At 72.7% G+C, this 14,149-nt stretch carries 8 protein-coding genes; 5 read left to right on the top strand and 3 right to left on the bottom strand.

Features of this window, described 5'->3' with window-relative positions:
• Positions 1–61: 61 nt before the first annotated feature.
• Positions 62–1,240, bottom strand: a complete 1,179-nt coding sequence (locus J4573_RS00545) for a nucleotide disphospho-sugar-binding domain-containing protein (RefSeq protein WP_208253183.1) — start codon at positions 1,238–1,240, stop codon at positions 62–64.
• Positions 1,241–1,494: 254 nt separating this feature from the next.
• On the opposite strand from J4573_RS00545, the gene J4573_RS00550 reads away from it, so the two are divergent.
• Genes J4573_RS00550 through J4573_RS00565 form a run of 4 tightly spaced genes read left to right on the top strand, consistent with a single transcriptional unit; the run spans position 1,495 to position 10,114 of the window.
• Positions 1,495–7,935, top strand: a complete 6,441-nt coding sequence (locus J4573_RS00550) for a type I polyketide synthase (RefSeq protein WP_208253184.1) — start codon at positions 1,495–1,497, stop codon at positions 7,933–7,935.
• 56 nt (positions 7,936–7,991) lie between these two features.
• A complete protein-coding gene (locus J4573_RS00555) occupies positions 7,992–8,453 on the top strand; it encodes an anthrone oxygenase family protein (RefSeq protein WP_208253185.1) in 462 nt (153 codons plus the stop codon).
• A gap of 22 nt (positions 8,454–8,475) precedes the next feature.
• Entirely contained in the window at positions 8,476–9,231 is a 756-nt protein-coding gene (locus J4573_RS00560) for an SDR family NAD(P)-dependent oxidoreductase (protein WP_208253186.1), read from the top strand.
• A 1-nt stretch (position 9,232) separates the two neighbouring features.
• Positions 9,233–10,114 carry an NAD(P)-dependent oxidoreductase gene (locus J4573_RS00565; protein WP_243772274.1) on the top strand — a complete coding sequence of 294 codons (882 nt, stop codon included), beginning with the start codon at positions 9,233–9,235 and terminating at the stop codon, positions 10,112–10,114.
• Between the two features lie 86 nt (positions 10,115–10,200).
• Here the strand turns inward: J4573_RS00565 and J4573_RS00570 are convergent, their stop codons facing one another.
• On the bottom strand, positions 10,201–11,043 hold the full coding sequence (locus J4573_RS00570) for an SDR family NAD(P)-dependent oxidoreductase (protein ID WP_208253188.1): 843 nt from the start codon (positions 11,041–11,043) through the stop codon (positions 10,201–10,203).
• On the bottom strand, positions 11,040–12,734 hold the full coding sequence (locus J4573_RS00575) for an FAD-dependent monooxygenase (protein ID WP_208253189.1): 1,695 nt from the start codon (positions 12,732–12,734) through the stop codon (positions 11,040–11,042). The genes J4573_RS00570 and J4573_RS00575 overlap by 4 nt, the downstream gene beginning before the upstream one ends.
• Positions 12,735–12,900: 166 nt before the next feature.
• Between J4573_RS00575 and J4573_RS00580 the strand changes: the two genes are divergently transcribed.
• Positions 12,901–14,088, top strand: a complete 1,188-nt coding sequence (locus J4573_RS00580; protein WP_208253190.1) for a cytochrome P450 — start codon at positions 12,901–12,903, stop codon at positions 14,086–14,088.
• Positions 14,089–14,149: the final 61 nt, after the last annotated feature.

Raw genomic sequence — 14,149 nt, forward strand, 5'->3', positions numbered from 1 at the left:
CGCCGGCCTGCAGATGACACCCCCAAGTGTCATCTGCAGGCCTCGTTCTTTTCCCAGCCGATCAGACGGACGCGGGCCGGCCAGAGGACCTCGCCTGGAGGTCCTCGATCTGGCCGACGACGCTCGACGGCTCGGGCTGGCGTTCGATCTCGTTCTTGAGCGCCTCGGCGGCGGAACGGTGCCGTACGTCGTGCAGCAGCGCGTCCACGTGCTCGCGGATCGAGTCGCGGTCCGCTTCGGCGAGGTCCAGGCCGAGCCCGGCGCCCTGCTCGGCGAGCTGCTCGGCGTTGTGCGGCTGATCCTGGATCGAGTGCAGGATCAGCTGCGGCACGCCGCACGACGCGGACGTCATCATGGTGCCCGCGCCGCCCTGGTGAACGATCGCCGAGCAGGTGGGCAGCAGCAGTTGCAGCGGCATGGACTCGATCAGGCGCGCGTGCGGCGGGAGCTCGCCCAGCAGCTTGGCCTCCTGCTTGAACTGCGCGACGATCACGTCCACGTCCATGTCGGCCAGCGCCTCGACGACGGTCTTCACCGGGTTCAGGTGCCCGGTGCGCTTGGCGTGCGTCACGCCCCAGGTGACGACGACGCGCGGCCGCTCAACGGGCTCGTTCACCCACTTCTGGGTCGAGCCGCCGCCGTTGTAGGGGATGTAGCGCATGAAGCGGCGGGGCAGGTCGCCGTCCACCTGGAGCGAGGGCGGGCACGGGTCGATCGTCATGTCGCCGTGCGGGCTCACGCCCTCCAGGCCGAACTCCTCCCACAGCGGCGCCAGGTACGGCCGTTCGATCTCCTCGCGGACACAGGTGTAGTCGGTGCCGCCCGACAGCGAGCGGATCGCGGGCACGCCCAGGTCGTTGGCCGCCTTGAGCGCGGCGTAGATGCGCGGCTCGTAGACGATGGCGTCGGGCCGGTAACTCCGCGCCAACTCCGCCATGCCGCCCGCCATGACACGCGAGCCCTCCATGAACATCCGTACCGCGGTCTCCTGCCGCGCGACCTCGCGCTCGGCGGCGGTCGCCTCGGGCGCCGCCGCCACCCGGAGCCTCGGCATGATCTCGTCCAGGTCCAGCCGCGGGCCGACGGCGGCGAACGGGATGCCGGAGTCGGCGACGACCTGCGCGCCGTCCGGCTGGGCCGCGACGCGCACGTCGTGCCCGGCGGCCATCAGCGCCCAGCCCAGCGGGACGAGCGGGAAGTAGTGCGATCGGTGCGCCCAGGTCGCGATGATGATCCTCATTCGCCGCCGCTCCTCATGTCGGTCTTTCCGCATGTCGGTTTTTCCGCGATGTCACAACGTCCCGGTCGGCACCGGCTCGAGCCCCGATCGAGCGAACCATCAGAGCGGCTTGCGAGGGGCGCCCGAGCCCGGCTCGAGCCAGGTCCCAGGGCCCGTGATTACAAAGAGCCCTGGTGCGCTGATGCCCCCGCGCGTCCGCCACCGAGCCGCCGCGAGCCGACAAGGGGCCGCGTTCCGCACGGAGGAGATGCTCGATGGACCAACTGCCCGAGCGCGAGCCGATCGCGGTCGTCGGAATAGGGTGCCGCTTTCCCGGAGCGGGCGGCGGGCCGGAGGAGTTCTGGCAGTTCCTGCGCGACGGCAAGGACGCCATCAGGAAGGTGCCCGCCGAACGCTGGGACGTCGAGACCTTCTATGACTCGGTCCCCGCGACGCCCGGCCACACGATCCAGCAGTTCGGCGGTTACCTGGACGACCTGGACCGCTTCGACGCCGGCTTCTTCGGCATCTCGCAGCGCGAGGCCGCCAAGCTCGACCCTCAGCAGCGCCTGCTGCTGGAGGTCACCTTCGAGGCGATCGAGGACGCCGGGCTGCGCGCCGAACGGCTGGAGGGCAGCCGTACGGGCGTCTTCGTCGGCGTGCACTGGGACGACAACCAGGACCTGCGGGTCGGCGACCTGCCCGAGTTCGACGTGCACACGATGCTCGGCGGGGCGCGCAGCGTGCTCGCCGGGCGCGTCTCCTACGCGTTCGGCCTGATGGGCACGAGCGTCGCGGTGGACGCGGCGTGCGCGTCGTCGCTGGTCTCGATCAACATGGCCTGGCAGAGCCTGCTCATGGGCGAGTCGGACGTGGCGCTGGCGGCCGGTGTCAACGTGATCCTGCACCCCGCGTTCAGCGTGGCGTTCTCGCAGGGCAAGATGCTCTCGCCGGACGGCCGGTCCAAGGCGTTCTCCGCGGACGCGGACGGGTTCGTGCGCAGCGAGGGCGCCGGCGTCATCGTGCTGAAGCGGCTGAGCCAGGCGCGCGCCGACGGCGACCGGGTGTACGCGGTGATCCGCGGCAGCTACACCAACAACGACGGCCGTACCAGCGGCGCGATGAGCACCCCGGCCGAGGCGGGCCAGGAGGAGCTGCTCCGCGAGGCCTACCGGATCGCGCACGTGGCGCCCGACCAGGTGCACTACGTGGAGGCGCACGGCACGGGGACGGCCGTCGGAGACCCGGTCGAGGCGGCCGCGATCGCGGCCGTGTTCGGCGAGGGCCGGCCCGCGGATCGCCCGCTGGCGATCGGCTCGGTCAAGACCAACATCGGGCACACCGAGGGCGCGTCGGGGATCGCGGGGTTCATCAAGGCGGCCCTCGCCCTGCACCACCGGGAGCTGCCGCCGTCGCTGCACAGCGAGCACCTCAACCCGGCGATCCCCTGGGACGACGTCCCCATCGTCGTCCAGCGCGAGCTGGAGCCGTGGCCGCAGGACCGCCCGCTGCTGGCGGGTGTGAGTTCGTTCGGCATCGGCGGCACCAACGCGCACATCGTGCTGGAGGGCGTCGAGGAGCCCGAGCCCGCCGCGGTTCCCGTTCCCGAAAAGGCGGGCGAAGGCGAGCTTCGGCTGCTCCCGATCTCGGCCCGTTCGGCGGAGGCACTGCGGGCGAGCGCGGGCGCGCTGGCCGAGGTGCTGCGGCCCGCGTCCGGGACCGGCGGCCTCTCCCTCGCGGACGTGTGCCGGACCAGCTCCGTGCACCGCAGCCACCACGAGCACCGGCTCGGCGTCGTCGGCGCCACGGCGGACGCGGTCGCGACCCGCCTGGCCGACTTCGCGGCGGGCGGCGCGGCGGCGGGCGGCCTGGAGGGCCGTACGCAGCGCGGCGGCAAGACCGTCTTCGTCTTCGCCGGGCAGGGAGCCCAGTGGCAGGGCATGTGCGCCGAGCTGATGCGGACCGAGCCGGTCTTCGACGCGGCGATCGAGGAGTGCGAGCAGGCGCTGCTGCCCCTGACGGGCTGGCCCCTGCGCGCCGTCCTCGCCGGTGAGCACGGCGACATCACCAAGGCCCCGATCGACATGATCCAGCCGACCGTGTTCGCGGCGCAGGTGGCGCTCGCGGCGCTGTGGCGGTCCTGGGGGATCGTGCCGGACGCCGTGGTCGGGCACAGCATGGGCGAGGTCGCCGCCGCGCATGTCGCGGGCGCGCTCTCACTCGCGGACGCGGCCCGCGTGATCTGCGGTACGAGCGGCCGCAAGCGCGAGGTCAGCAACCGCGGCGGCATGCTCGTCGTCGGCCTGCCGGAGCCGGCCGCGACCGAGATCGCCGCCAGGTATCCCGGCCGGTTGTCGATCGCGGCGGTCAACGGGCCGTCGACGACCAACCTCGCGGGCGACACCGACGCACTGCAGGAGGTCGCCGCCGAGCTGGCGGCGAACGGGACGTTCTGCCAGCCGGTCGCGATCGACGTCGCGACGCACAGCTTCCACATGGAGCCGCTGCGGGACGGCGTGCTCGGCGACCTGAAGGGGATCACCCCGGCCGCACCGAGCGTGCCGTTCCGTTCGACCGTGCCGGGCGGCGTCACGGGCGACGGGCTCGGCGCGCAGTACTGGTTCCGCAACATGCGCGAGCCGGTGCTGTTCTGGCCCGCGATCCAGGACCTGAGCGACCAGGGATACGACACCTTCATCGAGATCAGCGCCCACCCGGTGCTGCTCAGCGCCATCCGGCACGCCGAGTCGGCACCGGGCAAGATCCGGCTGCTGCCGTCCATGCGGCGCGGGCAGGAGCGCGAGGCGCTGCTGAACTCGCTCGGCACCCTCTACACCGCCGGTCGCCCCATCGACTGGAACGCCGTGCACGCGCAGGGCCGCCGGGTGCGCCTGCCCGCCTACCCGTGGCAGTACAGCAGCTTCCCGACCGGAGCCGCATCGGTGTCGAACGGCGGATTCGGCACCTCCGGCACGGCGGCGTCGGGCGGCGGCGGGCACCCGCTGCTCGGCCAGCGCCTGACCAGCCCCGTCCACGTCGGAACGGCCATCTTCGAGACGAGCCTCAACGCGCGCGCGATCCCGCTGCTCGCCGACCACCCCGTCCAGGGCATCCCGGTCGTGCCCGGCGCCGCGTACGCCGAGATGGCGCTCGCCGCGGCGGCCGACCTCGATCCGGGGCAGCGGCACGAGATAGCCGACCTGTCGTTCAGCCGCGCGCTCCCGCTGCCCGACGGCAGGTCCGTCCCGGTCCAGGTCGTGCTGACCCTGGTCGGCGGCGAGTGGCGGTTCCAGTGCTTCAGCGACCAGCGGACCGAGGGCGCCGAGAAGGCCGACTGGATGCCGCACGCCCAGGGCCGGGTGCGGCGCGGAGCCACCGCCACCGACGAACCCGAAGGCGTGACGCTGTGGCCGGTCGAAGGCCAGGAGGACGGCGCGCTCGTCCTCGACCGCGAGGAGTTCTACCGCGGCACCACCGCACGCGGTCTGGAGTACGGCCGTCGGTTCCAGTTGCTGGACCGCGTCCGGTGCGGGCAGGGCGAGGCCTGGGCGGTGATGCGCGACGCCTCCGGTGAGGACGGCGTGCACGACCCGTACGTGATCAGCCCCGCCGTGCTCGACGCGTGCTTCCAGGCCATGTTCGGCGCGCTTGAGGTCGACCCGGACGGGCAGACCCGCGACACGAGCACGGCTCTGTTCCTGCCGGTCGAGCTGGGCACGCTGACGATCTCCAGCCCGGCCGCCGTCAAGTACGTGTACGCCCACGTCACGCACGCCGACGACAGCGGCTTCGAGGGCGACATCATCGCCCGCGACGCCGACGGCAAGGTCGTGCTGGAGGCGGCGGGCCTGCGGATGCGGAAGATCGCCGGGCCTGGCGACACCGCACCGGAGACCGGCCGCTACCGGGTGAGCTGGGAGGCGGTCACCGCGCCGCCGGCCCAGGCCGGTCCCGAGCCGCGCCGCTACCTGCTGCTGGACGCCGACGACTGCGGTCTGCAGGGCGCGCTGAACGGGCGTGGCGACACTTGCGTCCGCGTCCGCCCAGGTGAGTTGTTCGAACACACCCGGGACGGCCTCTACACCGTGCCCGCCGACTCCCCCGGCGCCTTCCAGCGGCTGCTCGCCGAGGTCACCGAGAACGGAAGCCGCCCGCTTGACGGCGTGATCGCGGCCTGGGCGCTGCGGGCACCGAACGGAACCACCGGCCCCGACCCGGCCGACACCCTCCCGACGGTCTGCGGCGGCGCGCTGCACCTCGTTCAGGCACTGGCGGCCACGCCCGGCACCGCACCGCCCCGGCTGTGGCTGGTGTCGCAGGGCGGGCAGGCGATCTCGCCCGAGGACCACCTGCGGATCACCGACGCCGCGCTGTGGGGTCTCGGCCGTACCGCGGCCAACGAGCACCCCGAGCTCCGCTGCACGCTGGTCGACCTGGAGCCGGGCCGCCCCGGCGTGCCCGCGCTCCTCGCCGAACTCGCGGCAGGCGACGACGACGAGGACGAGGTCGCCTGGCGGCAGGGCTCCCGGTACGCCTCGCGGCTCACCGACGAGACGCGGGAGCTGCTGCCCCCGGCGCCGTTCCGGCTGGAGACCACCCGGCCCGGCCTGCTCGACGAGCTCAAGCTCCGCTCGGTGGCCAGGGACGAGCCCGGCCCCGGCGAGGTGGAGATCGAGGTCGACGTCGCGGGGCTCAACTTCAAGGACGTCATGCGGTCGATGGGCCTGCTGCCCGTCACCCCGCCCGTCCGCGTCGGCATCGAGTGCGCCGGGCGGATCACCGCGGTCGGCGCGGGCGTCCAGGGCCTGAGCCCAGGTCAACGGGTGGTCGCCGTCACCGATTCCTCGCGGGGCTGCGTCGGCTCGCACGTGCTCGCCGACGGCCGCGCGGTCGCGCCGATCCCGGACGACCTGGCGGCCGAGGACGCGGTGACGCTGCCGATCGTCTTCCTGACCGCGCACTACTCGCTGCACACGGTCGGCCGGATGGCGGCGGGCGAGACCGTGCTGATCCACGCGGGCACCGGCGGCGTCGGGATGGCCGCGATCCAGCTCGCTCGGAACGCCGGAGCCACGATCTACGCGACCGCAGGCAGCGACGAGAAGCGCGCCTACCTGCGGGACGAGCTCGGGATCGAGCACGTGATGGACTCGCGCAGCACCGACTTCGCCGAGGAGGTGCTGGAGCTGACCGGCGGGCGCGGCGTGGACATCATCCTCAACTCGCTCTCCGGCGACGGCATCGCGGCCGGGCTCGGCGCCCTCGCCATCGGCGGGCGCTTCATCGAGCTCGGCAAGCGCGACATCGAGGGCAACACCCACATCGCGCTGATGCCGTTCGCCAAGGCCATCTCGTTCTCGGCGATCGACCTGGAGGCGCTCCTGCTGGAGGACCCGGCGCTGGTCGGCGAGAACCTGCGGCACGTCGTCGACCTCGCCGCGCGCGGCGAGATCACCCCGCTGCCGCACGCGACCTTCCCGGTGCAGGAGGCCGGGGACGCCGTACGGCACCTGGCCCGCGCCCGCCACATGGGCAAGGTGCTGGTGTCGATGGAGTCCGCGCGCCAGGCCGGTCCGCCCGTACGGCCGGACGGCACGTACCTGGTGACCGGCGGGCTCGGCGCGCTCGGGCTGAGCACCGCCCGCATGCTCGCGGGCCGGGGCGCGCGGCACCTGCTCCTGATCGGACGCCGTGCGCCCTCCCCCGAGGCGATGGCCGAGATCGGCGAGCTGCGCCGCATCGGGGTGGACGTGGTCACCGCACAAGCCGACGTCGCGCAGCGGGAGGAACTCGCCCGCGCCTTGCTCTCCGTGGGGCCTGAACTGCCCCCGCTGCGCGGCGTCATCCACGCGGCCGGTGCCCTCGCCGACCGCATCCTGGAAGGGCTGACCTGGCAGGACTTCGCCGCCGTGCTCGCGCCGAAGGTCAGCGGGGCGCTGAATCTGCGGGATCTGACCGCCACCGCCGACCTGGACTTCTTCATCATGTTCTCGTCGGTCTCGGCGCTGATCGGCAACCCGGGCCAGGCCAACTACGCCGCCGCCAACGCCGGGATGGACGCGCTCGCGCATCTCATGCGCGCCGCCGGGCGGTCCGCCACGAGCATCAACTGGGGTCCGTGGTCGGAGATCGGCATGGCGGCCGATGCCACCCGCGGCGACCGGATGGACGCGATGGGGCTGCGCAGCGTTCGGCCGGCCGACGGCCTGGCCATGCTCGCGGCCGAGCTAGTCGGGGACGAGCCGCAGGTCGCCATCGGCAGCATCGACGCCCAGCGCTGGCGGCGGTTCCATCCGCGCAGCGCGCCCGCGTCGCTGCTGCGCGGACTGCTCCCCGAGGGCGGCGCCGACCTCGCGCCCGAGCACGAGGACGCCGCGGGTCCCGGGAACGTCCTGGCCGCGCCGCCCGAGGAACGCCGCACGCTGCTGACCGAGCTGGTCTCGCAGGGCATCGCGTCGGTGACCCGGAGCGAGGCGGCGGCGGTACGGCCCGACGACCGCATCACCTCGCTCGGCATCGACTCGCTGCTGGCGGTGGAGCTGCGGCACGCGCTGGAGACCCACACCACGGTGTCGGTGCCGACGGTGCTGATGCTCCAGGGCTCGACCGTGGACGAGCTCATCAACTACGTGCTGGAACGCCTGCCCGAGACGGGCGGGGAGACCGCGGGGACGAACGGCGGGACCGCGCTGGACGCGGCCCCCATCCCCGGCTGAGGACGGAGAGCGACAGTGACCGTACCCGACCACGACACCGGTGAAAGGCCGCGAACATGGTGAGAACCGTTCTCGACTCAGTGGCACTGCTCGGCAGCGGCATCACGACCGGCGTGTTCGTCGCCGTGGCCATCAGCATCGTCCCCGCGCTGCGCGACATGGACGGCGCCCGCTACATCGAGGTCAACCGGCTGCTCGGCCGCAACTGGGACCCGACCATGCCGGTGGTCGTCCTGGCGACGGTGGTCGCCGACGCGGCGCTGGCGGGGCTGAACGACGGATCGCCCGGGGCGGCGGCGCTCGGCCCGACCGCCGCCGTCCTCATGCTGGCGGTCGCCGGGGTCTCGCACCTGCTGAACGTACCGATCAACAAGAGGGTCAACGGCACCAGCCCGCAGGCGGCGCTGGAGCCGCAGTGGGACGACCCGCGACCCGTATGGCGACGGTGGCACTGGCTTCGCACCGGCCTCGCCGGCGCCGCGTTCGTCCTCAACATCGCGATCGCCGCCGCCGGCTGAGGCGGCTGCTCAGGAGGCAACGATGGATCTCCAGATCGACGGAAAGAACGCCCTGGTGACCGGGGGCACTCGCGGGATCGGCAGGGCGATCGTGACGGCGCTGGCCGAGAACGGCGCCAACGTCACCACCTGCTATCGAAGCGGCGCGGAGGCCGATGACCTGCGCGACGAGCTGAAGGGACTCGGGACCGGCAGGCATCAGGTCGTCCAGGCCGACGTGACCGGCGAGAAGGACGTGGCCGCGCTCGCGGACCGCTGCCGCGAGAACGGCGACGGCCTCGACATCGTGGTCAACAACGTCGGCATCGACGAGGCGGGCCCGATCGAGCGGACGTCGCTCGAGGACTGGGCGCGCGTGCGGGACACCAACCTGCGCTCGATGTTCACCGTGACGCAGGGCATGCTGCCGCTGCTGTCACAGGGCGCATCGGTGATCAACATGGGCGGCGCGGCGGCCCTGCGGGGCGTGCCGATGCGCGCCGCCTACAGCGCGTCCAAGGCGGCGATCATCGGGCTGACCCGTTCGATGGCCAAGGAGCTCGGGCCGAACGGCATCCGCGTGAACGTGGTGACCCCCGGCTTCGTCGAGGACGAGCCTGGCGGTGACGGTGGCGGTGGCGGCGGGATGCCCGAGCCCGTGCGGCAGCAGATCCTGGCCATGACGCCGCTGCGCAGGTTCGCCACGTCCGACGATGTCGCGGGCGTCGTGCTGTTCCTGGCCAGCGACCTGTCGCGCTACCTCACGGGCGCGACCCTGCAGGTGGACGGGGGTATCTGAGATGGCCGAAGCGGCGCGCAAGACCCGGGTGGCTTTGCTCGGGCTCGGCAACATGGGCGGCCAGATGGCCTCCCACCTGGTCAACACCGGTTTCCCGGTGCACGTCTACAACCGCACCCGGTCGGCCGCCAAGCCGCTCGGCGACGCGGGCGCGTGCGTCGCCGACACCGCCGCCGAGGCGGTCGCGGAGGCCGAGGTGGTGCTCGTCAGCCTCGCCGACGAGAACGCCGTGCGGGCGGTCCTGTTCGAGGACGCGCTGCAGCGGCTGCGCGACGGCGCGTTCGTGCTGGGCGCCTCGACGGTCTCCCCCTCGTTCGCGCACGAGGCGGCGGAACGGCTCGGCGCGGTCGGCGCCCACTACGTCGAGCTGTGCCTGCTCGGCAACCCGATGCTGGCCGGGACCGGGAAGCTGCGGATGTTCACGGCCGGCGACGGCGCGGACGCCGAGCCCGTACGGGAGGTGCTCGACGCCCTCGCCAACCAGGTGAGGCACGTCGGGGAGCTCGGTCTGGCCTCGACGATGAAGCTCGCGTTCAACCAGCTGATCGGCGCGCAGACCGCCTCGCTCGCGGAGGCCGTGACGTTCGGCGAACGGGCGGGCCTGGACCGCGAGATGCTGCTGACCGAGATCGCCAACAGCGGCTTCAGCTCGCTGGTCATGGCGTTCCGTGCCGCGCTGATGAAGGAGCGCAAGTACGAGCCCGCGGCGTTCTCGTCCAAGCTCATGCTGAAGGACCTGCGGCTGGCGCTGGACAACGCCAACGGCGCCGGCGTGGCCATGCCCGTCACCGCCCAGGTCGCCGCGCGCTACGAGCAGGTGCTCGCGCAGGGCTTCGGCGACCTTGACGCCGCGGTGGTCGGGGAGCTCCAGGACGACAGGTAAGAGCGGGAGGTAAGACGTGGCCCCCGTGGTCCGGTGATCCGGACCACGGGGGCCACGTTCTTTCGGCCGGGCTTTACCGGCCGGTCTTAACGGACGACCGGCGGCTGCTCCTGTGGCTCCTTCTCCAACTTCTCCAGCGAGTCGGCGAGCTTGGCTGCCATCTCCCCGCCCCAGCCGCGGAAGAGGACGCGTTCGCGCAGGCGGCGCGGCGCGTGCCGGGCCACGAACACCTTGAACTTGTACTGGGTGCCGGGGACGCAGACGGCGCGGCCGGCGTCCAGCGCCTTCAGCGCCTCCTCGACCACCCAGGAGGCCTCGTACACCCGGCCGATGCGGCTGCCGGTCGAGATCCCGCGCGGGGTACGGGTCGCTCCGGGACACAGCGCGAGCACGTTCACGTTCAGCGGCCGGAGCTCGGCGCCCAGGACGTCGCTGAAGCTGGTGATGAAGTTCTTCGCCGCCGTGTAGACCGCCGCTCCGGGCGCGTTGTAGAACGCCGCCGCCGAGCCCACGTTGATGATCCCGCCGCGGCGGCGCCGCGCCATCTGCGGGACGGCGGCGTTGGAGAGCCGGATGACGGGCAGCACGTTCAGCTCGATCGAGGCCTGCCCGGCGTCGGCCTCGCTCATGCCGAACGGGCCGACGATCCCCAGCATCCCGGCGTTGTTGATCAGCAGGTCGACCGGCTCGCCGGTGTCGGCGAGGCGCCGCTCCACCTCGGCGAGCGCGACCGGGTCGGTGAGGTCGGCGGGCATGACGGTGACCTGCACCGAATGCCGCTCCCGCAGCGTCCGGGCGAGTTCTTCGAGCTTGTCCTCGCGGCGGGCGACCAGGACGAGCGAGGCGCCCTGCGCGGCGAGGTGCTCGGCGAACGCGCTGCCGAGCCCGCTCGACGCGCCCGTCACCAGGGCCCTGCCGTACGCCGTCACCTGCCGCTCCCGGCGGTCTGGGCGGCCTGCGCGGCCTGCGCGGTCTGGGCGGCCTGCGCGGTCTGGGCGCGGTGCGTGACGACGGCGAGGGCGTCGCCGAGGATCTTCCGTTCGTCGCCCGGCGCGGCGTCCGCCGACCGCCAGCACACGAACCCGTCGGGGCGCACGAGCACGGCCCCGGCCTGGCCGACCTCGTAGGCGTCGCGCCAGCGTCCGGCCGGGTCGTCGACGACGTCGATGTCCGCACGCGGCCGTTCCCCGGTCTCGGCGACCCCGTAGGCGGTCAGCTCGACGCCCAGGTCCTGCGCGGCGTCGCGGGCGGCGTCGATCCAGGCCTCACCGCCGAATCCGGCGAGCAGCACGAAGTCCCGCCCGAAGAGGTCGACGGTGGAGATCTGCGCACCGTCGCGCTGGAGCACGACGTGGGGCGCACGCGTTCCCGGCGCGTCCGGGTAGGTGTAGCCAAAGATCACGTCGGGGTCGGACAGCAGCGGCCGTTCCGCCTCCTCCTGCTGCCCGGCGGCGACGCGCGGCCGGTCGTTCGAGCGCAGGACGGCCTGCTCGACGGTACGGGCCGCGACCGGCCGGCGTTCGGCGTCGTAGGTCGCAAGCAGGTCCGCGCCCGCGTGGCCGCGGTGCACGGCGGCGAGCTTCCACGCCAGGTTGTAGGCGTCCTGGATGCCGGTGTTCGAGCCGAACGCGCCGCTCGGCGGCATGACGTGCGCGGAGTCGCCCACCAGGAAGATCCGCCCCTCCTGGAGCCGTTCGGCCACCCGGCCCGCCGACTCCCACGGGATCGCGGCCTCGACCGTGACCTCCAGGTCGGGCACGCCGGTCGCCCGGCGCACCAGATCGGTGCACTGCTCGGTACTTCTCGAGGGGGGACGACCCCCCACACCCCCCGGGCCGGCTTCGTCGGAATCTGTGGTCTTGGCGCGGGCCTCGTCGGGCGGGCAGGCGACGTGCAGCAGCCAGCGGTCGGCGTTGTTCACCGGCAGCAGCGCAGCGCGCTCCTCCAGCGCGTTCAGGTAGCACATCACGAACCGGCGGTCGCGGAGCGCCTCCCGCAGGTCGGCGCGGAAGGAGATGTTGAGGAAGTGGCCGAGCGTGCCCTGACCCGTCGTGCCGATGCCGAGCCGCTCCCTGGTGTCGCCGCCGGCACCGTCGGCCGCGACCAGGTAGTCGCAGCGGAACGGCCGCTCGGTGCCCGTCTCGGCGTCGCGCAGGGTCACGGTGACGCCCTCCGCGTCCTGCCAGAAGCCGTCGGCCTCGGTGCCGAAGCGCAGATCGGCGCCGAGCGCGCGGGCACGCTCGGCGAGCACGGCCTCCGCCTCGTCCTGGTGGCACAGGCACCACGAGGACGGGGTGTAATCGGAATAGTCCGCGTCGGTGTCCATGAAATACGCGCGTTCCAGCCGCGTGATCTCCGGGCCCGCGAGGGTGCCGGCGACCACGATCCCCGAATTGTGCGCGAGTGCCCGGGCGGATTCGGTCGCGCGGAGCTCCTCCCCCACGCCGGCCTGCTCGAGCAGTTCCATCGTGCGGGGGTTGATCCCCCGGGCCCGCGGATGCGGCGAGACCCGGCCACGGCGTTCGACCAGAACGGTCTCCACACCGTGCTGCGCGAGGAAAACGGCTTGGGCAAGGCCCACCAGACTGCCGCCAATAATCAGTACCGTGCTGGACTCCATGGCCATGCTCCCGGATTCTCGGCGCCTTGATTATCCACTACACACAAAGCGAATTTTATCGTTCCGGGACTGGGCTCGATAGCTGTGAATACGCACGTCCGACTCGCGTTCAAGCGATCCTCGAGGCCATTGATGGATCGTTATACTCGTGCCAGAAGACCAAGAATTGACCACCGACATCGAATTTCCACCCGCCATTCCGGTGCCGTTCGAGCCGTCGCCGGTCTTCCGGGAGCTGCGGGAGGCCCGGCCGGTCGCCCGGGTCACGCTGCCGACCGGGGACCACGCGTGGCTGGTCACCCGGCATGCCGACAACCGCGAGCTTCTCGCGAGCCCCTGGCTCAGCCGCGCCGCGGCCGCCAAGCCCGGGGCGCCCAGGATCCGGCGCATCCCGCTCGACACCGAGTCGATGACCACGATGGACCCGCCGGAGCACACCCGGCTGCGCAAGCTCGTCCTGCGCGCGTTCACCACCCAGCGGGTGGCGGCGCTGACGCCGCGCATCGAGAAGCGCGCGGCCGAGCTGATCGACGACCTGATGGCGGCGGGGCAGCCCGCCGACCTGGTCAACGGGTTCGCCGAGCCGCTCTCGCTGGGCGTCATCGCGGAGCTTCTCGGCGTCCCGGCAAGCGACTTCGAGCGCTTCCGGACCTGGTCGATCGCCTACCTGGCGACGACCGGGCGCGACCCGGAGACCGTCGCGGAGGCCGAGCGGCAGCTCAAGGCCTACTTCGCCGAGCTGATCGCGGCGCGGCGGGAGGACCCCGCCGACGACCTGCTGAGCGACCTGGTGCGGGCCCGCAGCGAGGAACGCCTGACCGAGGGCGAACTGGTCACGCTCGCCGTGACGCTGCTGATCGCCGGCTACGAGACGACCGCCAGCCTGATCGCGGGCGCCGTGGTCGCTCTCTTCCGCCACCCGGATCAGCTGGAGATCCTGCGCTCCCGGCCCGAGGTGCTCCCGAGCGCCGTCGAGGAACTGCTGCGCTACACGCCCATCGCGGTGAGCGGCGGCACGATCCGGGTCGCGACGCGGGACATCGAGCTCGGCGGGACGGCGGTCCGGGAGGGGGAAGCCGTCCTGCCGTCCACCACCTCGGCGAACCGCGACGGCGCGGTCTTCGACGAGCCCGACCGGCTCGACGTCACGCGCGACCACAATCCCCATCTCGCGTTCGGGCACGGGCCGCACCGCTGCCTGGGCAGCCAGCTCGCCCGCGCCGAGCTGTCGGTCGCCCTCCGCACGCTGCTGTCGCGGCTGCCCGGCCTGCGGCTCGCCGTTCCGCTGGACGAGGTGCCGTGGCGGCTCGGCGGCATGATCCGCAGGCCCGAGAAGCTGCCGATCTCCTGGTAGCGCATGGAGGAACGTGAAAAGCGGGAGGAACGTGAAAAGCGGGCCGGGTCTGGCTGACCCG

It is taken from the genome of Actinomadura barringtoniae, assembly GCF_017573505.1.
GTDB lineage: Bacteria > Actinomycetota > Actinomycetes > Streptosporangiales > Streptosporangiaceae > Spirillospora > Spirillospora barringtoniae.